The following is a 20031-nucleotide window of genomic DNA, read 5'->3' as shown; positions in this document are numbered from 1 at the left end:
TACTTCTTTCTCGGGGACAATCTTTTTAAGTCCGGGCGTTTTGGTGAACGCCTCAGTTCATGAGGCTCGCGAGTGCGTCGGCCAGGGCCTGCGCCCCGATTTCGGCGTCCTTGTCCACCACGTGTTCTTCGGGGGAGTGGGAGACGCCGCTGGGATTCCGGACGAACACCATGGCGGTGGGCACGAACGGTGAGAGGACCCCTGCGTCGTGGCCTGCTCCGGTGTCGAGGATGGGTGCATCCGGCAGCGCGTGCCGCAGTTGATTCTGCAGGCCTACGTCGAAGTGAACGGTGGGGCTGAGGGATTCTTCTGTCAGTTCTGCGGTGCAGCCTTCTTCAGCAGCGATCAACTGCGACTGGGTGTGGATTGATTGGACCAGGGCGGCGGTGATGGCGTCGTCCGGGTGCCGGACATCGAGCCAAAAGTCCACCTTGGAGGCGATGACGTTGGTTCCGCCCGGGATCGGCTGAAGCCGCCCGACAGTTGCCCGTGCGTGGGATTGGTTCTTCGCGGCGTCGCGGATGGCGACGACCATGCGTGAAGCGGCGACCATGGGGTCGTTGCGGTCGGCCATGAGCGTTGTCCCGGCGTGGTTGCCCTGTCCGTTGATGCTGAGCCGCCACCGGCCGTGCCCCAGGATGGAGGAGGCGATGGCGATGGGCCGGTCGAGATCTATGAGCCCGCGGCCTTGTTCCACATGGAGTTCAACGAAGGCCCCGATACTGCCAAGGAGCTGGTCATCCTTGCCGATGTAGCGGGGGTCCAGGCCGTTGGCGCGGGCGATGTCCGCAAAGGTGTTGCCGTCCGGATCCCGCAGGTTCCGGGCTTTGTTGGGGTCGATGGCCCCCGTCATCAGGCGTGAGCCAAGGCAGGCAACCCCGAAGCGGGAACCTTCTTCTTCCGGGAATACCGCGATGGCCAGTGCCCGGGCCGGAGCGGGGTTTCGGGCTTTGAGGATGTCGACGGCGACCAGGGCCGAGGCGACGCCGAGTGGTCCGTCAAACGGGCCTCCTCCGGGGACGGAGTCGAGGTGGCTGCCGGTGACAAGGCTGTTGCTTCGATCCCCGCCGGGGGTGTCCCACCAAGCCCAGATGGTGCCGTTTCGGTCCGTTTCCACGGACAGGCCGCGTTTGGTGGCTTGATCGATGAACCACGTCCGCAGGTCCAGTTCGGCGGTCGAATAGACGGGACGGGTGTAGCCTCCGCGCAGTGGATCGGTGCCAATGTCGGCGATGTCGGACAGCAACCCGGTGACGGTGGCCGCCGTCGTGCTTGTCTCGGCGGTGACAGGGGTGACGTGTTGCATTTAGTGGGCTCCTGCTGATGCGGCTGCGAGGCGGAACTGTTCCGGGACGGTTCCCGTGCCAGTGGCCAGGTCTGCGGCCAGTTGGCCGATAAGCGGCGCGAATTTCGCGCCGTGGCCCGAACAGGGGGAGAGGAGGGTGATGCCCTCCGCGCTGTCCAGGAGGAAGTCCTCGGTGGGCGTATTGGTGAAGAGGCACGTGGTCTCGGCGTACGGTTCGGGGACCAGCCCCGGGAGGTATTTCTCGACGTAGTCGATGACTCGACGGCGGTTTGCCGGGTGGATCTGTCCGTCCTGGTCCGCTGCGGAAGGCAGGACTTTGCCGCCGTTGTACTCGGCGACCTTTTGTCCGCGGAAGCCCGCATCGCGGCCGCCGGGCAGACCGTAGGCCTGCCAGCCTTCGCGTTTGTGGATGAACGTGGGCCACGGCGAGCTGCTGTCGGCGTAAGGGAAGTGGTATGCCTGCTCCTGCCGCACTTCAAGGGCAGGGATGCTTTTCAGGAATGAAGACGGCAAGGACAGGGAGCCCAGCAGCTGCGGGAGCCAACCGCCGACGGCGACGATCACCTTTGCGGCCATCATTGAACGGCCGTCTTCGGAAGTCAGCGTGTAGTGGCCGGCTGATCCTTTGATGGAGGCCACGGCCCAGTTGGTGTGAAGTGCTGCGCCCTGGGCCACTGCCTGGTCAACCATGGTGGCCACTGATTCGTGAGCGTCGATCACCCCGGCGCCGGGGTGCCACAGTACTTGGGTGTCGAAGGCAATCTGCGGCCATCGTGCCTGCGCTTCGTCGGGGGACAGGAGTTCATGGTCAATGCCGTGTGCGAACAAAGCCGCGGCAAGGCGTTCGGGTTCCCTGACGGTTCCGTAGTCGACGGCGCCGGTAGGTGTAATGAGCTGCTTCTCGCTCAGGCGGGCGAGCTCGTCCCAACCTGCCTTGGCTTCTTTTACCAGCCCGGTGTAGAAGGTGCCCGGATAGGCGTAGCGGAAAATCCGCGCCGATCCATGCGAACTGCCAGCGTCGTTGGCCGGAGTTGAGCGTTCCAGTACTGCTACCTCGTGGCCGCGGGCGGCAAGTTGCCAAGCCGTGGCCGCACCTGACAACCCTGCTCCGACGACGACGTATTCGATCGATTCCATGGACGGCTCCCGTACGTGGTTGTTGATGCGTTGTTTTGCTTCAACCAGTTACCCATCTCCCATTGGGGTGCGTCCAATATCATTTGTGTAGCAATTATTAGCGTCAATCGAAAGAATCATCATGGAACTGCGACAGCTCCGCTACTTCCTCGTGCTCGCGGAGGAGCTCCACTTTGGCCGGGCGGCAGAACGCCTGCACCTTACGCAGCCACCGCTAACTGTCGCCATCAGGCGACTGGAGCGTGAGCTCGGGGTTCAGTTGTTTGACCGGACCACACGACGCGTTGCGCTGACCCATGCTGGGGAAGCGTTCAAGCGGCGCGTTCAAGACGCAGTGACCGAACTCGATGAAGCGGCCGGTGACCTTGCCAGTGTCGCGGCGGGCCTCAGTGGCCGGATCAGGGTGGGCTTCGTCAGTTCGGCCAGCTACACCACCATCCCCGAAGCCATCAGGGCCTTCCGGCAGCAACGTCCCCGCGTGGAACTGATCCTGAGTCCGCTCACCAGCGGTGAACAGATCGAACAACTCCTTGACGGCGACCTGGACATAGGGCTTATCCGAGATCCCGGAGAAGTTCCGGGACTGACAATGGAGCTCGTGGGCACCGAAGACCTGGTTGCCGTCCTGCCTGAGGCGCACCCACTGGCTTTGCAGGAGGAAATCCGGCCCGCAGATTTGGAAGGGGAACCGATGATCCTGTTCCCGTACCGCCTGATGCCTGGATTCGTGACCCGGGTACACCGGTTGTTTGACGGATTGGACACTTCCCCGCAGGTTGTCCAGCAGACCATCCACCAGGAAACCGTCCTCGGACTGGTAGCTGCGGGTTTGGGAATCTCCATCCTTCCCGAATCCGTCCGGCGCTTCCAGATGCCCGGCGTCGTGAGCCGACCCATCGCCGGGAATCCGCAGACAGCTCTCTACGCGGCCAGGGGGCGTAGCCACTCGCCCACCGTGGACCATTTCTTGTCCGGCCTTCTGAATAGCGCGACGTTGCGGGGCTGAAACTTATGAACGAGGAGGTCGAAACTCTAAGGCCTGGGCGCAGGTGCTGTCGCCTTTGTACGCAGCAGAACCCGTAAACGATCTTCGAGGTCATCCTCGATCCGCTCGATGAGTACCGGAGCATCTACGCGGGCAGACATCGCCGCCAAGATGTCTGTTAAGATAGCGATCGCGACCGGGGCGTTGCGCCCACGCAGGATCGGACTCCTGGAGCCGGCTGCCCTCGAGCGCGGCGCGGAGAATGCTCATAGGCTCGTCCTAGCGGCCATCGCCAGCGGGAAGCGCGGTGTGTGTCTAGCTTCGCTCCTGCAACGCCAAGGATTCAGTCCTCTGTTTCAGGTCTGAGTGTAATAGCGGCGTCGAGTGCGTCGTCGACGACGATTAGGTAGTTCTCTCGCCTGGCGGCGAGGGGGATGGAGTGTTCGCCGTATTTGCTGTAGGCGAGGTCGACGGCGTCGTTGGCGTTCGTGATGTTCAGGAGTTGAGCCAGTCGGGTGCGAGGTCGAGCTCGGCTGCCATTTCAGTGACGACGTCGTCGACTTCGGCTTTGTCAGCGTAGCTGGCGTCGATGTCTGCAGTGGGGCGGTTTCCGATTCCTTGAAGGACAAGTGCAGCTCCGCCGACGAGTTTGATGTCGCCGTGGACCCCTTTGGCGTGCAGACGTCGGGCGAGTTCCTGGAGTAGAGCACGTATTTGCGCGCCGGTGAGTTCCCCGCCGCTCATGCGGTGGCCAGGCTGCGTTCGCGGATGTAGACGTTCATGGCCGCGAGCTCCTGTGGCGTTTCGGACATGGTGAGTTGCTTCATGGGTTCACGGACGTGACGGTAGGACTCGGCGGGCATCCATGGCTCGTTGAGGGGTTTGATGCGTTTGGTCCAGGATGGTGCAGGTTGGCCAAGACGGTGTGCGGTGTATTTTGTGATACCGGCGAGAGCGGCAGACCAGTGGGGCTCCTTCAGCCGCGGACTGCGCTGGAGCAGGGGCTTGCCGGCTTTAAGGGATGCCGTGGCGTAGTCGGCGAGCATTTTGATGGCGAACTCGAAGTCCCGATCCGCGAGAAGCCGTGTAAAAGTTTGGGCGTAGTCGCGCCGTTCGGGGTCGTGCGCACTGCCGCGGGGCAGAGCGTCTGTGGCTTCCATTGACAGGCCGAGGGCTGCCAGAATGGCCATGGATTTGCCGAGTTCGGCGCGGTCGTGGCCGGCTTCGAGCTCCATCAGGAACTTCCTTGAAACCCCTGCCTCGTCAGCAAGTGTCTGCTGTGACAGTCCGCGGTCCTGGCGTCGGGCTCGGATGATGGTGCCGAGTGCCGCAGGGGTGCGGATGCTGGTTCCTGATGCCATAACACCCTCCTTGTTCGTTCCAGTATGTCACCGAACGGTGACAAACGGCATATTCAATGTTCGGAGTTCTTGGGGGCGGAGTCGCCCATCGTCAGGTGCCTTCGGCCAGGTCCTGGACGTCGAAGGTCTCGCGCGCCTGTTCGATGTGGGGCATGTGCGCTGCGGCCCATTGCAGGAGCACGTCGATGGGGTGGCGGAGTGTCTTGCCTAATGGTGTGATGCGGTACTCGATCGCCACGGGGCGCGAGCTTAGCAACTCGCGTTCGATGATGCCGTTGCGTTCGAGGCGACGCAGGGTCGCCGTCAGGGACTTCTGCGACACCACTGGGATCGCGCGCCGCAGTTCGCTGAACCGGGATGGCCGCTCGCAGGGTTCGTTGAGCACGCTCAATGACCACTTGTCCAGAACTTGATCGAGCAATTCCCGGTGCGGGGTGCTGATCTCCAGAGGGTCAGCATGGCTGGTGGTATCCGGCATGAAACCTGGTCTCGTTGAAGTGTCCTGCATGTACCAGGTATCAAAGATATACCAAGTTCATTTCTTTTGTCAGGAGTCTCATGTCTGTTCAGCGTTTCAGCCCGGAAGGCTTGATGCAGCCCGCCCCGTACCACCACGTCGCTGTCGGCACCGGCACCCGTCACGTTCACGTCGCCGGCCAGATCTCGCGCCTGGCCGATGCCACGCCCGTCGCTCCGGGCGATCTGGCCGGCCAGGTCGCCCAGGCTCTGCGCAATACCGCGATCGGGCTCGCCGGAGCGGACGCGAGCTTCGACGACGTCGTGCGTTTGACGTTCTACGTCACTGCCTGGGCTCCGGAGAAGATCACCGCTTTCATGGAAGGTATTGAAAGTGCCGCCGCGGAGATTGGACTGCCCACGCCGATGCCGCCGACCTCGCTGATCGGCGTCGAGTCTCTGTTCGAGCCCGATGTGCTCGTTGAGGTCGAAGCAACCGCGGTACTGGATTAGCAACACCATCAGACCCGGCCCCTGCGCACAGAGTGCGCGGCAAAAATTGCCCCGGCCCCCGCTGGCTGCCATGCCGCTCTTAATGTGAGGTAGCGGGCATGCGGGGGACCCGGATGCAGAAGCATGCACCGCTGTCAGGGGTATGGGTGGGTTCTGCGGTGAGCGTGAGTCCCATGCGGGCTGCGAGCCGTGCTGCGATGGAGAGGCCGAGGCCGCTACCGGTGGGGCGTTGTCCGTTGTAGCGGTGGTAGAGGACGCCGCGGTCGAAAGCGACGGAGGTGTCGTCGGCCGTGAGGCCGGGACCGCTGTCGCGCACCTCGATGAGGATCATGCTGGCCGTGCCGGGAGACTGGTCCGCAGGTTGCCCCGGGCCGGCGGTTGTGGCTGGTTCTTCGACCTTGACACGGAGGGTGAGCGGTTTCCCGCGTGGGGTGATGCGCAGTGCGTTGCCCACGAGCCCGTCGATGATTTGGCGTAACCGCTGCGCGTCCGTGGTGGCCAGCAGGGGTTCACCGGTGGCTGCTTCGGGCAGCTGGAGGGTGAGTTCCACCCCGGCCTCCGTGGCTGCCCCTTGCCATGTCCGCTGTACTTGTTCCAGGAGGGCTGCGACGTCGACGGGTTGGAGGTCGAGGGTGAAATCGTCCGCTTCCAGTCGGGCCAGTGCGAGCAGGTCGCGGACAAAACCATCGAGACGGTCAGTCTCCGCGGACAGAGTTCGCCCGATCCGGGCGCTGTCCTCCGGGGGGATCAGCCCGTCTTCGAGGGCTTCGGCGTAGCCGCGCATGGCGGTGAGTGGCGTGCGGATCTCGTGGGAGATGGACAGCAGGAATTCACGTTGCCTGCCTTCGCTGGCCAGCAGGGCCTGATCGAGGGTGTTAATGGCTTCTCCAACGTCGCGGACCTCGGTAACCCCTGCTGGGTCAACGCGAACGGTCCGTTCGCCGGCAGCCATCCGCCGAGCGGCCGCTGCAGTCCTCACCAGGGGGCCGGAGAGGCGCCGGGCCAGCAGTGTTCCGGCCAGCACTGCGATCAGCAGCCCGGCCGCGAGGGCCAGCAGGGTGCGTTGGAGGAGCTGGGATGAGGCGGCATTCACGTCTTCGATGGACCTGCTCAGCACGATCCCGCCGCCCCTGGGGAGGGCCCTTGCCTCCACGAGGAGCTGGGCGCCGTCATGGGCAACTGTCGCGGACACCTTGTGCCCGGAAAGCACTTGTTGAATGTCGGTGGGACTCAGGAGCTGCGCGGCTGGCCCGCGGACGGTGCCAGTGGCGGTGACAGTGGACAGTTCGTAGGTGTCCGGTCCAAGAAGGTGCCTCTCGCGAAGATCCAGCGCCTGGGAGGCGACGGGGGCCGCGGCGAACGCGTCGGCTTGGCGGGAGAGCTGCTGTCTGGCCTGCTCAACCGCTGCAGAGCGGATCAGTGGGTAGGCGGTGCTTCCGGTGACCAGTACGGCCAGGACAGCCACCGCTGCGGTGACGAGCGTGATACGTCCTGCCAGTGAACGCAGCCAGCCCGTCGCGGGGTTCCTGCCGTTGTGGTCAGTGTGACGCGCAAGCTCCCCGTTGCCAGCGTCACGGGTTTTCACGTGCGGCCGCCATCGACAGAGTATCCAACACCCCGCAGGGTGCGGATGGGGTTGCTGCCGCCTAGTTTGGAGCGAAGCTGGGCGATGTGTACGTCCACGGTGCGCCCTGCCGTGTAGCTGGCCTGCCCCCAGACGGAAGACAGAAGCTGTTCGCGGCTGAACACCCTCCCCGGGCTGGCCATCAAATAGGCGAGCACGTCGAATTCCTTCGCGGTTAGCTCCACCGCTGAACCGTCCACGCTGACGGTGCGGTGGCCCTGGTCCAGGGTTACGGAACCAACCTGCAGGACGCCGCTGCTGGGGGCGCCCGCGCTTCGGCGGAGGACCGTCTTGAGCCTGGTAACCAGCTCCCGAGGTGAAAACGGTTTGGTCATGTAGTCGTCCGCGCCCAGCTCCAATCCCAGCAGCATGTCCACCTCTTCGTCGCGGGCCGTGACAAAAATGATCGGTGTCCAGTCCTCCTGGGTGCGCATCCGACGGCATACCTCGATTCCGTCGATGCCAGGCAGTCCGATGTCCAACACGACAGCGACAGGTCGAAGACTCCTGATCCGTTCCAGCGCGCCTTCACCGGTGGGTTCCACGTGCACGCCGAACCCCGCTTGGCTCAGATACAGCCGTTGCACGTCGGCGATCGCACGCTCATCTTCCACGATCATCACGAGACCACGTGACGGCGTCGCGGCGGGAGTCGACGGTTGTTCCATGTCTCCATTGAACGCTCTGTCGGGGTCGGTAACGCAGCAAGGACCCATACTTTACCTTCCCCTTACATTCCCCGAACGTGTCCCGGACGTGGGCAGGCGATAATGGAATGGTCACGGGCGATGCTGGCCCAATCCAATGGTGTCCCACCGGTCATTCAGGAGAAGTCATGGAAAAAAGGCAAATGCCAAGCGGCGACGTTATCCGTCGATGGCGGATTCGCGGCGCCTCCGTGGCGGCAGGAGCTGTCCTTCTCGGTGGAGCTGCAGTTGGGGCAACAGCTGCGTCGGCAGACGGTCAGAGCCCATCCCCTTCCCCAAGCGCGTCGTCCTCAGCCTCGACGGCGGGACCGGACAGCAGCGGTAGCCACGCCAAACATCCACTTGCCCGAGCACTCTCAGCGGTGCTGAGGGTCAGCATCCGGGCCGAGGCCGGTTTCGGGGATAAAGCCCACCAGGTCGCTTACCTCCTGATCTACCATCCCAAAGCGTTCAGCAACCTGCCCGCAAATCTGCAGACAGACTTGAAGACCTTGGAAGCAGCTCCGGCGTCAGAGCGCGACGCCGATGCGTCAAGAATCAAGGACACCGCCCTTAACGGAGGCTACGGCGAGCAGATACAGAAACAAGCAAAAAACATCCAGACGAAACTAGCCCAGACACCAGCCAAGCCCCAGTAGAGGGCTTAGGTCAGCGCAATCCAAAGGCTCAAGTACCGCAACGATGGAGCATGAAATGGCGACTGGTACGGTCAAATGGTTCAGCACGGAAAAGCGTTTCGGGTTCATTGCCCCCGACGACGGCTCAGATGAGGTTTTCGCCCACTACTCGGCGATCGTCAGCGGCGGGTACCGCTCCTTGGAAGGGAACCAGCGTGTCCAGTTCGATGTTGTACAGGGCTCCAAAGGACCCCAAGCGGACAATATCCGTCCAGTGGGGTGGCCGCGATAGCCAAGTTCCATCATTCCGGATGGCCCTACACGGTGCGCAGCGCTGGGGCCTTCGCCATCCCTCGTGGAGGACATACGCATAGACGCCCAATGGATCTCTTCGGGACCCTCAAGGCGACTGGAGGCGATGATCTTCTTTACATTGGCGGTTGGCTTGACCTGGGCATGGGGCCGCAGGTTCTGCACGCACCGGAGATGGCCGGCTGCTATTTCAGGGTACAGTTCACAGATCCGTCGACAAGCGCCAATTTTGCTTAGATCGGCAAACGGGCCACGGGAACCGAAGCCGCCGACTACGTTCTTGGGAACGACTAATTTTCCATGAGCCAGGACTTTGTTACTGGCGAGGCACACTTCACCCTGCTTGGAAATCGAGTACTACAGTTGATGTATGGCTGCCAGCCGCAATCCACTCGATGACCTGCGCGAAACCATCGGCCATCTGGCCAATCAGCTCAAGCTGCCCGGTTCGGAACGCGTCGACGACCTGGTGGGCGATCTCATCGGTGCGAGGCCCGGGCCGGCCCGGCCGCTGTCCGAGGTACAGGCCGAACTCGATGCGCTCGTTGGACTGGAGACCGTGAAGGAACAGGTGCGGGGTCTTGTTGCATTGCTCCAGGTTCAGGCCCGACGCAAGGCGCACGGCCTTCCGGAGGTTGCCACATCCCAGCACCTGGTGTTCCTCGGAAACCCGGGCACGGGCAAGACGACCGTGGCGCGGCTCCTGGCCGAGATGTACCGTGCGGTCGGTCTGCTGCAGAAAGGACACTTGGTCGAGGTCGACCGTTCGGGCCTGGTGGGGCAGTACGTCGGGGCGACCGCGATCAAGACGGACCGCGTGATCCGGCGTGCGCTGGACGGTGTCCTGTTCATTGACGAAGCCTATGCGCTGGCCCCGGAGGACGGCCGGATGGACTTCGGACCGGAGGCGATCGAGGTACTGCTCAAGCGGATGGAGGACCACCGCCACCGCCTGGTGGTGATCGTCGCCGGGTACCCGCGGTTGATGGAATCCTTCTTGCTCTCCAACCCCGGACTGCGCTCCCGGTTCGCCCGCGAGATCACGTTCCCCGACTACCCCGTCGACGAACTCCAGACGATCTTCCACCAGATGCTGGCCCAACACGAGTACACGCTGGAGCCGGGTGCGGACCAGATGCTGCGTCGTATCCTCACCGGGCTCCACGCGGGCGAGGACTCCGGCAATGCACGGTTCGCCCGGACGCTGTTCGAGCAGGCGCTCAACCGCCAGGCGCTGCGGCTCTCGCTCGACGAGGAACAAAGTCTCGACGCGCTGGATCGTGAGGCCGTCACGACGCTCACCGCGGACGACATCGTCGAGGCCGCGCTGGCCTTGGGTGAGGTGCCGGAGCCCGAACCGGAACCGACGCCGGAACGGGAACAGTCACGCTGGTGGCGCTGGCTGCTCTGACCGGATCTGTGGTGGCTGTCAAGCCGAATGCCCAGCACCCTGGACGCGCAACCATTCCAGCTCGACGCGAACCGGAAACTCGCCGATGTTGAGCTGTGCGCCTGTCAGTGGCTTGCCGTCAACGCGGATGGATGCGGTACGGGGGAGCCGCACCCGCGTCCCCGCCGCCGGTGCCAGCCAGTCGGCTCCAGGAAGTCGACGCACCGTGAAGGAGGCACCTTGCGTGTCCCAGTCAAGACGATCGACGGCGAGGCCTCCGCGTGCGCGAAGTCCCGTCACGGACCCGCGTGGCCATGCGGGTGGTACCGCCGGCAGTACTGACAGCGAGTCGGTGGTGGACCCGAGCAACATCGAGGCAACGAGTCCTGGAAGACCTCCGCTTGCGTCCAGGTTGAAAATCCTGCCCGCATCGTGCGTTGTTGTCAGCGTCGGGCTCCAGTGATCAATCGCGAGCCAGTTGACGCAGGTCTCGGCCGCCGCTGCATCCCCGAGCGCTGCAGCGGCCATCCCGAGCTGGACGAGGCCGAAGGCCATCTCCATGTGTCCAGGGGGAGACGTGGGCGCCTCAGCACGCCAAGCTATCTTGTTCCTCACGGTTCCAGAGGCGGCTGCCCGCAATCGCGTCGCTTCCTCGCCGTCGCCGTCAAAGGCGGGATCGATCTCGTACCACAGCGGATATAGCTGGGACGCGTGGCGATGTTCAATGTTCTCCGTCCACAGTGGGTCGAGCCATTCGGCGAGTGTGCCGTCGCCTGCGACGCGATAGGCCGGCAGGTGGTGCAGGACACGTGACCATCGTTCATCCAGGGAGTGGTCGCTGCGGGCTCGGCCAAGCAGCGCGGTCGCCCGGGCAGCATCGCGAAGAATCGCGACGTCGATGGTCGCGTCCGTCGCGAGGGGGATTCGCGCCGTTCCCGGTGTGTTCTCGGGTGAATAAGAAGGGACAATCCTGCGCACGCCGTCGACCTCAGGAAATGCGGTTTCAGCAAAACGGAGGACGCCTTCGGCCAGTTCCCACACTCTGTCATCCACGATTGATCGATCGCCGGTAGTGGCCACCGCATCGGCTACGATTCGCAGAACCCAGCCGCCGCACCCGGTCCAGAAAAGGTGGGGGTATTGCTCGTTGAAATGGTCTGCGCGGCCGTGTGTCGACATCCGCGAGGGCAACAACATTCCCTCGGCGCCGAAGACCAGTCGTGCATTATCGCGGTAGTCCTCGAGGTGCGGGAGTACGAGGTTGAGGAGTGACAGGGCAAGCTCCGGGGTGCCTGTTGGAGTCATACCTGCCATGGCGCCATTCTGTACGTTGCCGTTCAGGGTGTAGTCGGCCGACCAAGCAGGCCGCCAGGTTCCCTGCCAGACACCCTGGAGGGTCGGTGGCAGCTCGCCCGTGGAGGCGATGATGTTCGCCCGTCCGCTCAAGTACGCTGCCTCGACCACCCGGCGTCGCGCATTTTCGTCACCGATGCGGGCCTTTGCCCAAAGTTCCTCGGTTCGTGTCTCGGACGAGCCGGTTTGCAGATCGAGCATTGACGCGGCAGTGAGGGGATAACGCGCTTCCCGTTGCTCGTCCCGGACTTCATCCCACGACGTCGGCATGCCACCGGCCGCGTCAGCGTTTCGGGCGTTGGTCGGCAGCGTGATGTCGACACGGATCAGCCGCGGGACCTCGGGCCCCGTCTGTGCACCCGAGCGTGTAACGTCTCCATCGACCTCCCACGTCGTCCCCGTCACGGCAGTAATGTCAGCGCGGATGGCAGTCGGTCCATCGCCTGCATCAGCCACGAGTAAGCCACGGGCCCCACCTTCTAAACTCGCGGTGACCGCGGTGGAAGCGTCTGGAACCCCGGTGTCAAAGGACGTTGGCGCGCCGGCATCCAGACCTAGCTCGAGAATGCTGGTGCTTTGGCAGTCCGCCTCGAGCGCAAGCAGGACAGACTCGCTGCCGTGCGGGGCGATGAGCCGGAGTGCGTGCCGTCCACCTTCGAGATCGGTCCACTCGATGGCGACCTCGCCAAGAAGCGGATCGATGGTCCGCTGCGACTCAGAGACGCCGCCGGGGGTACGTATGGTCAGTGTCGCGCAGAGACCGAGGGGGTCGGTCCAGATCAGGCCGTCGCCGTACCCGCTTGCGCGGACGCCGTCACTGAGCGTGCTGCTTGCGGTGTCAGCATCACCAGAGAGGAGGGCGTCCCGCAGCCGCCCCCGCACAGGAGCGAGATCGGGTGCGTCAGGTCGCGGATTCACGGGGAGGAAGTAGTTCTCGTGCGCGAGGGAAATGGTGATGGCGTCGGCCGGACCGTACGCAACGGCACCGACCCGACCACTGCCGACGATAAGCCCTTCCTCCCAGGTAGGCGCGTTCGTGGCCGTCACGAAGACGAGTCCCTGGTTTGCGGTGGCAGCGGGAAGGCCAGTCATTAAGCCGACTCGCGCTGGACCAGGGAAGTGCTCAGAACTGGCCGTCGGTCGACGTCGCGCCCACGCAGGACCGCGAGTATGGTCTCGGCGGCGACGCGGCCCATATCCTCCAACGGCTGTCGAACTGTCGTGAGTGTGGGGTCCATGGTAGTCGCAATGGAGACGTCGTCGAAGCCGATCACGGCGACATCGGACGGGACCTGCCGACCCGCGGCCTGGAGGACCCGAACCGCGCCGCTCGCCATCAGGTCGGAGGACGCGAAGACGCCGTCGAGGTCCGGGTATCGCTTGAGGAGCCGCGCCATCGCGGCTGAACCGCTCATGAGGGTGAAGTCGCCATGCACGATCGGGCTGTGGTCGATGCCGAGCTCCGTGAGCTCGTCGCGCCAGCCCCTGATGCGCTCGCGGGCTGGCTCCATATCGTTCGGTCCTGCAATGATGCCCAGCCTTCGCCGTCCGGCGTCGGCCAGCGCACGGGCAGCGAGCCTTCCGCCACCGTAGTTGTCAGAGTCGATGACGATCGCGTCGGGAGCAAGTGGGACGCGGGGTTGCCCAACCCACGCGATCGGAATGGGGGAGTCGGTGAGCGCCTGCGCCAGATGCGTGATCTCGTGCTGAAGGATGACGATCGCACCGTCGATCGCCCCCGAGCGCAGAAACCGTGGGATACGGTCGCCATCGTCGTGGTCGGCCGGGACCAGGATGGGTTGAACCTCGCCGGCGTAGAGGCCCTTCGCAGCGCCCTTGAGTACCGAGGTGAAGAACGTGCCCGTTAGGCTGTCCAGCTCGTTGAAGGCGACGATGAGCGCGATGGCCCCCGCGCGCCCGCCGCGCAGCATGCGAGCTGCGCTGTTGGCTTCATAGCCCAACTCCTTGGCGGCGTGCTCGACTGCCGCGGCCATCGTGGCGTCGACGTTCATTTCACCCGCAAGCACCCGCGCGGCAGTGGCTCGGGACACGCCTGCGATTTTGGCAACATCCACCAGAGTGGGTCTTGGCATTGTGCATCCTTCTGAAGGTTGTCGACGGTAGGTCTTGGTTCATTGAAGCGCATCCCACTGGCGAAACTTTGTTATCCAACAGTATAGAGATCGATACCCCGACGATTGAAGTGTTGTCCCCAAAAGCTATTGCGTGGCGTGAAACCGCAAGCTACGGTTGGGCCAGAGATCGTTCTCTGACTCCAGACCGAACGCTCTGATATCACTTCCAAGGCCCCAACGAAGAGGAATTGTCGTGAAAAGAACCTCGACGGCGATAGCCGCCACTGCAGCAGCACTTGCCCTCGCTCTCGCCGGATGCTCCTCCGGTGGCGGCGGAAAATCAGCCGACCCGAATGCGGAGGTATCCTTCTGGTCCTTTACAGGGATCAACGCGAAGGACAGCGTCAATGAGTACGCAAAGAAGGTGCCCGGCGCGAAGGTCAAGCTGACTGAGGTCGGAAGCACCACCGAGACCGCAACTGCTCTCACCGCCGCGCTGGCCGGGGGCAAGGTCCCGGACCTCGTCATGATCCAGAATGACGACTTGCCCAAGTTCGTAGAGAACAGCTCCAACTTCCTGGACCTGCGCAGCCTGGGCGGTGACAACATCGCGCACGACTACCTCGGCTGGGCCGCCGGTGCTGCGACCGCGCCTGACGGCTCCGTCATTGGCATTCCGACGGATGTCGGAGGACTGGGTTTCGCCTACCGTGCGGATCTCTTCGAGCAGGCCGGTCTGCCGACGAACCCCGAAGAGGTCGCTGCCATGTGGAAGGACTGGCCCTCGTTCATCGAAATGGGGCGGAAGTACACGGCCGCCACGGGTAAGCCCTTCGTGGACAACATTGAGACCAGCGTCTTCTTCTCCACCGTTAACCAGGTCAGCGAGAAGTACTATTCGGACGACGGAAAGCTCGTCTACGACACGAACCCCCAAGTGAAAGACGCGTTCGACGTCGCAGTCAAAACCCACGACGCCGGCATCAGTGCAGGTATTGCGGCGTGGTCCTCGGGCTGGGCTCCAGGCCGTGCGAACGGTGCCTTTGCCGTCACCATTGCTCCCTCATGGATCCTCAAGGGCATCAAGACCGATGCCCCCGACACCGCAGGCAAGTGGCGCATAGCCAGCGTGCCCGGCGTCGGTGGCAACTGGGGTGGCAGCGTAATTGCCATCCCGGCCCGCGCGGAGCACCCCGAGGCCGCCTGGCAGTACATCAAGACAATGATGTCGGCTGAGGGTCAAACGGACCACTTCACGCAGTCGGGCACTTTCCCGGCGGCGACCTCCGCCGTCGCAAGCCAGTCAGTCCTGGACTACACCGACCCCTTCTTCGGAGACTCGAAGATCGGAAAGGTTATGGCCACCTCCGTCCAGCAGTTCCCGTCGTTCTATAACGGCCCCGACACGACCCCGATCAACGGTGCGCTCCTGAACACCCTCGTCCAGCTGGAAGCCGGCGGTGTCACTTCCGATAAAGCCTGGACGACCGCCCTCCAGACGGCCAAGCAGGCCATCGGCGGCTGATCGTCCCACCCACCCGAGTGGCTCGGCACGGACAGGGCCGGGCCACTCTTCGACGGAGGTACACCTATGTCATCGGCGACAGCCACTCTCTCCCGCAAACAGCGCAAAGCCCCGATTCAGAAGGCCAGGCGGATCCGTAACCCGCTCGCTGAGCGAATCGCCCCCTACGCGTACGTTGCACCCTTCTTCATCATTTTCATTGTCTTTGGGCTTTTCCCCCTCGTCTTCACCTTTTACGTCTCGCTTTTCGACTGGAATCCCATTGGAAAGCAGACCTTCGTCGGCTTTAAGAACTTTGAGCAGCTCTTCGCCGACGGACGGTTCTGGAATGCGCTACTGAACACGTTCGGGATCTTCCTGATCTCGACGATTCCGCAGCTGCTTCTAGCGCTTTTTCTCGCGCACCTGCTCAACCATGCGCGTCTTCGCTGGGCGAACTTCTTTCGCATGGCACTGCTGGTTCCTTACATCACCTCCGTCGCAGCGACCGCGATCGTCTTCGCTCAGATCTTCGACAAGAACTTTGGCCTCATCAACTGGTTCCTGGGGCTGTTCGGGCTCCCATCGGTGAACTTCCTTGCCACCAACTACGGCTCCTGGATCCTTATCTCGGCAATGGTCATGTGGCGTTGGTTCGGGTACAACACACTGCTTTACCTGGCTGGATTGCAATCGATGCCCCGGGAGATGTTCGAGGCGGCCTCCGTGGACGGCGCTTCGAGCTGGCAGCAATTCCGGCATCTGACGATCCCGTCGCTGCGCCCCATCATCGTGTTCAGTGTCATCATGTCAACCATCGGTGGGCTGCAGATCTTCACGGAGCCGCTTCTCGTATCGCCCGAATCCGGCCTCACCTGCGGGGCGGGGCGACAGTGTCAGACTCTATCCCTCTTTCTCTACGAGCAGGGCTTCGGCCTCTTCAAGTTTGGTTATGGTTCCGCAATCGGCGTCGTGCTGTTTGTGATCGTCGTTCTCGTCTCGCTCCTTAACTTCTTCCTGTCCACACGTACGAGAAAGGCCAGCTGATGTCCGATGTCATCGATGAGGTTATCCAGCAGCAGCTGCCCGCACCTGGAGTGAAGTCGGTCCGCCACCCCAGGCGACGCGGCAAGCGCGGAGTTAGCCGGCGCGTGTATGTGTTCCTCGCCCTCGCCGTCATCGTGTCGGTGTTCCCGTTGTACTACATGTTCGTCATCGCGTCTGCGGGAGCCACAGCTGTGACCTCAATCCCGCCGCGAATGTATCCGGGCACGCAGTTCTTCGACGTCGCCGCGAAGGTGTTCGACACCGTCCCGTTCTTCGCTTCGCTGATCAACAGCATTCTCGTCTCGCTCACAATCGCGATCGTTTCCGCGATCATGTGCGCGATGGCGGGCTTCGCGTTCGCCAAGCTTCAGTTCCCCGGCCGGAATTTGTTGTTCCTCATCGTCCTGTTGACGATGACTGTTCCTGCGCAGCTCAGTGTGATTCCGCAGTATCTGATCATTTCCGGACTTGATTGGGTGGACACGCTGCAAGCAATCATCGTGCCCGGGCTGGCCAGTGCGTTCGGTATCTTCTGGATGCGTCAACATATGGCTACCACGGTGAGTGACGAGCTTATCCAGTCAGCCCGAATTGACGGTGCCAATTCGTGGCAGATGTTCTGGGCGATCGCATTCCCGGTGGTGCGTCCGGCCGCGTTCGTGCTTGGACTGATTACGTTTACCAGCGTGTGGAACGACTTCATGTGGCCGTTCATTGTGCTGAAGTCCCCGGAGCTGTTCACTGTGCAGATCGCGCTGAAACAACTCCAGGCCAACCGTACGATTGACGTTGCGTTGGCCATGGGCGGCTCGTTCCTGGCTACGCTGCCCCTGCTGATCGTGTTCTTTTTTGTCGGTCGGCGCATGGTGTCCGGAATCATGGATGGGGCGTTCAAGGGCTGATGCTGCACAATATTTCCAGCGCAAATGCATGGCCCATCACCGGTTCTACTGATACCCCGATGCAGCAGGGCTGGCGGGATCGCTCTCTCCCTGCCTGGGAACGCGCTTGCTTGCTTACCGCCGAGCTGACCCTTGAAGAGAAAGCGGCCCAGCTAGGATCCGTTTGGCTTACCGATTCCGCAGACGATTTCGCGCCCAAGCTGGAGGGCGGTGTTGAGTCCGGCGCCGATCCGTTTGAGGGTGGACTCGGGCAGCTGACTCGCGTTTTCGGCACGGAACCGGTCACCGTCGCGGAGGGAGTTCGCCGCCTCCGCGAATTACAGGAGCGTGTCGTTGCCTCCAACCGCTTCGGCATTCCAGCCATCGCACACGAGGAGTGCCTCACCGGGCTTGCAGCCTATGGCGCCACTGCGTTCCCGACGCCCCTCGCCTGGGCGGCCACCTTCGACGAGGAACTGGTCCACCGGATGGCGGAAGCGATCGGCTCCGACATGCGCGCACTCGGCATCCACCAAGGTCTCGCTCCCGTGGTGGATGTGGTGAAGGACTACCGCTGGGGCCGCGTTGAAGAGACCCTCGGTGAAGACCCTTACCTCGTGTCGCAACTTGGTGCCGCGTACGTAGCCGGACTGGAGAGCACGGGGATCATTTCGACGCTGAAGCACTTCGCCGGCTACGCAGCATCCCGCGGTGCCCGCAACCACGGGCCTGTCAGCATGGGTTCGCGCGAGTTCGCTGACACTGTACTACCGCCATTTGAGGCCGCACTGCGCCAAGGAGGTGCCCGAAGTGTCATGACCTCCTATACGGATATCGACGGCGTGCCGAGCAGCTCAAACGGGCAACTCCTGACCACGTTGCTGCGGGAGCGTTGGGGCTTCGAAGGCACAGTGGTCGCCGACTACTGGGCCGTGCCGTTCCTCTCAGCGATGCATCACGTCGCGGTTGACACGGCTGACGCGGGCCGCCTTGCACTCAGCGCAGGAGTCGACGTCGAACTTCCGCAGACAGCGGCGTATGGTGAGTTGCCGCGCTTGATCCGAGAAGGCGTCGTCGACGAACACGACCTCGACCGCTCAGTCCAGCGACACCTCCGGCACAAGTTCGAGTTGGGGCTGCTGGACGACGTGCACCTGGTCCCGGTCGGTGCTGAAAGCGTCGATCTCGACAGCGACCACAATCGGGAGATTTCTTCGCGCATCGCAGAGGAGTCCATAGTGCTGCTGCGTGACGAGGACGCTCTTGCGCTTCTCGCTTCGGGGAACATCGCGGTCCTCGGCCCCGCGGCTGACCAATTCCGCAGCCTCATTGGGTGCTACGCATTCCCCAACCATGTGCTGTCGAAACACCCCGGCCACGATCTTGGCATCAAGATTCAGACTGTGCTGGCCGCTATTTGCGACGAGTTCGGAGCGGACCGGGTGCAATTCGAGGCTGGTGCTGAAATCACGTCCGAGGACTCCGACGCCCTCTCCGCAGCTGTTGCGCTTGCCCGCGACAGCGACGTAGCGATCGTGGTGGTTGGAGACATTGCCGGGCTGTTCGGCGACGGCACCTCAGGCGAAGGCTGCGACGCCGCGGACCTTCGGTTGCCCGGGGGACAGGACGCGCTCGTCGCTGCTGTCCTCGGCACTGGAGTGCCCACCGTCCTGGTTGTCTTGTCCGGCCGCCCTTACGCCCTTGGTGCCTACGGGAAGGCGCGTGCGATCGTCCAGGCATTCTTTCCCGGAGCCGATGGCGCCGCTGCAGTCGCCGGAGTGCTGTCCGGTCGCGTCCCGGCAACTGGACGCCTGCCCGTGCAGATCCCGCGCTATCCCTACGCCTCGACGACGTACCTGCAGCCAGCGCTCGGGCTGTCGAATCCCGGAATCACCGCACTGGACAACACGCCGCTGTATTCCTTCGGGTTCGGGCTCACCCGGGGCGCGATCGTCTACGAAACCATCACCGCCGCCGCGAACCTCAGCACTGATGGCTCACTCGTCGCGGACGTGACGATACGCAACGACGGCGATAACACCGTGGAGGTCGTCCAGCTCTACGCCGCGTTCCCGTCCGCCCCAGTGGTTCGCCCGGCCGTACAACTCATCGGATACGCCCGGATTCCGATCGGATCCTCTGAATCGCGGACAGTCTCCTTCCACGTAGATGCAGCCCGACTCGCGGTCACAGGTGTTGACGGGACGCTGGGCGTGGACCCCGGCCCGCTGCGGCTCATCGCCGGCCCCTCGGCTGCCGAGGCCGCAGTAACAGCTGAGGTGACCATCGTCGGCGAACGACGACTGCTGGCCGAGCGCGTCCTGCGCACACCATGGTCGATCGCCGCCGCGACTGGCTAGAGAGACGTCCGGCCCGACTCGGGCTGGAGTGTGTGGCAGGCTTCCGGAAAGCCTTCAGTCACGACAGTCGGGCCAGAGTTGGCGGCACGTTTCCTGAATGCCAGAGCCACAAGATTTGGGTCGCGGGTCTGTCTCGGAGGGAGTCCTGCACCCCGTCGTCGGATGTGCAGCTCCGCTCGACACTTTGACCGGTGAGCTTCCCTTGGGGGCTCCGCCAAAGTTAGGGGTGACTGTTATCCGCTTCATGGCTCCTCCTGCATCCTTGCTGGTTCAACCATGCTGCAGCTGGATCAAGAGTTCCCTTGGTTTTGCGCAGCTTCGGCGAAGTTTATGGACAGGAAAAAGGGGCAAGTCATAGGGGAGGGTCAGGGCGTAGCGTTGTAGCAACGCCATCTTGTTCTTC

General features: G+C 63.2%; 19 protein-coding genes. 10 read left to right on the top strand and 9 right to left on the bottom strand.

Annotation, left to right across the window (positions count from 1 at the left end; genetic code table 11):
• Nucleotides 1-52: 52 nt before the first annotated feature.
• Both ACTAQJ_RS05625 and ACTAQJ_RS05620 read right to left on the bottom strand, forming a co-directional pair.
• The gene (locus ACTAQJ_RS05625) at nucleotides 53-1306 is read right to left on the bottom strand and encodes an allantoate amidohydrolase (protein ID WP_498701355.1); all 1254 of its coding nucleotides are present in this window, start codon (nucleotides 1304-1306) and stop codon (nucleotides 53-55) included.
• A complete protein-coding gene (locus ACTAQJ_RS05620) occupies nucleotides 1307-2443 on the bottom strand; it encodes an FAD-dependent oxidoreductase (RefSeq protein ID WP_498701353.1) in 1137 nt (378 codons plus the stop codon).
• A gap of 121 nt (nucleotides 2444-2564) precedes the next feature.
• On the opposite strand from ACTAQJ_RS05620, the gene ACTAQJ_RS05615 reads away from it, so the two are divergent.
• Nucleotides 2565-3449 (top strand): LysR family transcriptional regulator, encoded by an 885-nt coding sequence (locus ACTAQJ_RS05615; protein WP_498701351.1) that lies wholly within the window; start codon nucleotides 2565-2567, stop codon nucleotides 3447-3449.
• Between the two features lie 474 nt (nucleotides 3450-3923).
• Here the strand turns inward: ACTAQJ_RS05615 and ACTAQJ_RS05610 are convergent, their stop codons facing one another.
• The 3 genes from ACTAQJ_RS05610 to ACTAQJ_RS05600 all read right to left on the bottom strand — a co-directional run bounded on the left by ACTAQJ_RS05610 (nucleotide 3924) and on the right by ACTAQJ_RS05600 (nucleotide 5297).
• Nucleotides 3924-4172, bottom strand: coding sequence for a DUF6036 family nucleotidyltransferase (locus tag ACTAQJ_RS05610; protein ID WP_498701350.1), 249 nt, complete (start codon nucleotides 4170-4172; stop codon nucleotides 3924-3926).
• Nucleotides 4169-4789: a helix-turn-helix transcriptional regulator gene (locus ACTAQJ_RS05605; protein WP_498701349.1), complete on the bottom strand. Its 621-nt coding sequence runs from the start codon at nucleotides 4787-4789 to the stop codon at nucleotides 4169-4171. The genes ACTAQJ_RS05610 and ACTAQJ_RS05605 overlap by 4 nt, the downstream gene beginning before the upstream one ends.
• A 91-nt stretch (nucleotides 4790-4880) precedes the next feature.
• Nucleotides 4881-5297 carry a winged helix-turn-helix transcriptional regulator gene (locus tag ACTAQJ_RS05600; RefSeq protein WP_498701347.1) on the bottom strand — a complete coding sequence of 139 codons (417 nt, stop codon included), beginning with the start codon at nucleotides 5295-5297 and terminating at the stop codon, nucleotides 4881-4883.
• Nucleotides 5298-5347: 50 nt separating this feature from the next.
• Here ACTAQJ_RS05600 and ACTAQJ_RS05595 point away from each other — a divergent pair, with 50 nt between their 5' ends.
• Nucleotides 5348-5758: a RidA family protein gene (locus ACTAQJ_RS05595; protein ID WP_498701344.1), complete on the top strand. Its 411-nt coding sequence runs from the start codon at nucleotides 5348-5350 to the stop codon at nucleotides 5756-5758.
• 79 nt (nucleotides 5759-5837) lie between these two features.
• Here ACTAQJ_RS05595 and ACTAQJ_RS05590 read toward each other — a convergent pair whose 3' ends face one another.
• Together ACTAQJ_RS05590 and ACTAQJ_RS05585 are read right to left on the bottom strand one after the other, a co-directional pair.
• Entirely contained in the window at nucleotides 5838-7343 is a 1506-nt protein-coding gene (locus ACTAQJ_RS05590; protein WP_498701342.1) for a sensor histidine kinase, read from the bottom strand.
• A complete protein-coding gene (locus ACTAQJ_RS05585) occupies nucleotides 7340-8050 on the bottom strand; it encodes a response regulator transcription factor (RefSeq protein WP_498701340.1) in 711 nt (236 codons plus the stop codon). The genes ACTAQJ_RS05590 and ACTAQJ_RS05585 overlap by 4 nt, the downstream gene beginning before the upstream one ends.
• Before the next feature lie 167 nt (nucleotides 8051-8217).
• Between ACTAQJ_RS05585 and ACTAQJ_RS05580 the strand changes: the two genes are divergently transcribed.
• The 4 genes from ACTAQJ_RS05580 to ACTAQJ_RS05565 all read left to right on the top strand — a co-directional run bounded on the left by ACTAQJ_RS05580 (nucleotide 8218) and on the right by ACTAQJ_RS05565 (nucleotide 10429).
• Nucleotides 8218-8727 (top strand): hypothetical protein, encoded by a 510-nt coding sequence (locus ACTAQJ_RS05580; protein WP_498701337.1) that lies wholly within the window; start codon nucleotides 8218-8220, stop codon nucleotides 8725-8727.
• A gap of 55 nt (nucleotides 8728-8782) precedes the next feature.
• Entirely contained in the window at nucleotides 8783-8998 is a 216-nt protein-coding gene (locus ACTAQJ_RS05575; RefSeq protein WP_498701334.1) for a cold-shock protein, read from the top strand.
• Nucleotides 8999-9087: 89 nt separating this feature from the next.
• Nucleotides 9088-9255: a DUF1254 domain-containing protein gene (locus ACTAQJ_RS05570; RefSeq protein WP_431114888.1), complete on the top strand. Its 168-nt coding sequence runs from the start codon at nucleotides 9088-9090 to the stop codon at nucleotides 9253-9255.
• A gap of 133 nt (nucleotides 9256-9388) precedes the next feature.
• Entirely contained in the window at nucleotides 9389-10429 is a 1041-nt protein-coding gene (locus tag ACTAQJ_RS05565; RefSeq protein WP_498701331.1) for an AAA family ATPase, read from the top strand.
• A gap of 18 nt (nucleotides 10430-10447) precedes the next feature.
• Here the strand turns inward: ACTAQJ_RS05565 and ACTAQJ_RS05560 are convergent, their stop codons facing one another.
• Both ACTAQJ_RS05560 and ACTAQJ_RS05555 read right to left on the bottom strand, forming a co-directional pair.
• Nucleotides 10448-12853: a glycosyl hydrolase family 95 catalytic domain-containing protein gene (locus tag ACTAQJ_RS05560; RefSeq protein WP_498701330.1), complete on the bottom strand. Its 2406-nt coding sequence runs from the start codon at nucleotides 12851-12853 to the stop codon at nucleotides 10448-10450.
• Complete coding sequence (locus ACTAQJ_RS05555) at nucleotides 12853-13854, bottom strand: LacI family DNA-binding transcriptional regulator (protein WP_498701328.1); 1002 nt, start codon at nucleotides 13852-13854, stop codon at nucleotides 12853-12855. The genes ACTAQJ_RS05560 and ACTAQJ_RS05555 overlap by 1 nt, the downstream gene beginning before the upstream one ends.
• 235 nt (nucleotides 13855-14089) lie before the next feature.
• Here ACTAQJ_RS05555 and ACTAQJ_RS05550 point away from each other — a divergent pair, with 235 nt between their 5' ends.
• From ACTAQJ_RS05550 to ACTAQJ_RS05535, 4 genes are all read left to right on the top strand, one after another.
• Nucleotides 14090-15361 carry an ABC transporter substrate-binding protein gene (locus tag ACTAQJ_RS05550; protein ID WP_498701326.1) on the top strand — a complete coding sequence of 424 codons (1272 nt, stop codon included), beginning with the start codon at nucleotides 14090-14092 and terminating at the stop codon, nucleotides 15359-15361.
• Nucleotides 15362-15427: 66 nt separating this feature from the next.
• Nucleotides 15428-16387 (top strand): carbohydrate ABC transporter permease, encoded by a 960-nt coding sequence (locus tag ACTAQJ_RS05545; RefSeq protein ID WP_498701324.1) that lies wholly within the window; start codon nucleotides 15428-15430, stop codon nucleotides 16385-16387.
• Nucleotides 16387-17289 carry a carbohydrate ABC transporter permease gene (locus ACTAQJ_RS05540; RefSeq protein ID WP_498701322.1) on the top strand — a complete coding sequence of 301 codons (903 nt, stop codon included), beginning with the start codon at nucleotides 16387-16389 and terminating at the stop codon, nucleotides 17287-17289. Before ACTAQJ_RS05545 ends, ACTAQJ_RS05540 begins: the two co-directional genes overlap by 1 nt.
• Nucleotides 17289-19628, top strand: a complete 2340-nt coding sequence (locus ACTAQJ_RS05535) for a beta-glucosidase (RefSeq protein WP_498701320.1) — start codon at nucleotides 17289-17291, stop codon at nucleotides 19626-19628. The genes ACTAQJ_RS05540 and ACTAQJ_RS05535 overlap by 1 nt, the downstream gene beginning before the upstream one ends.
• The last annotated feature ends 403 nt before the right edge of the window (nucleotides 19629-20031 follow it).

The organism is Arthrobacter sp. alpha11c (assembly GCF_054149985.1).
Note: the sequence above shows the minus strand (reverse complement) of the source record. Positions and strands in the feature narration are given on the sequence as shown.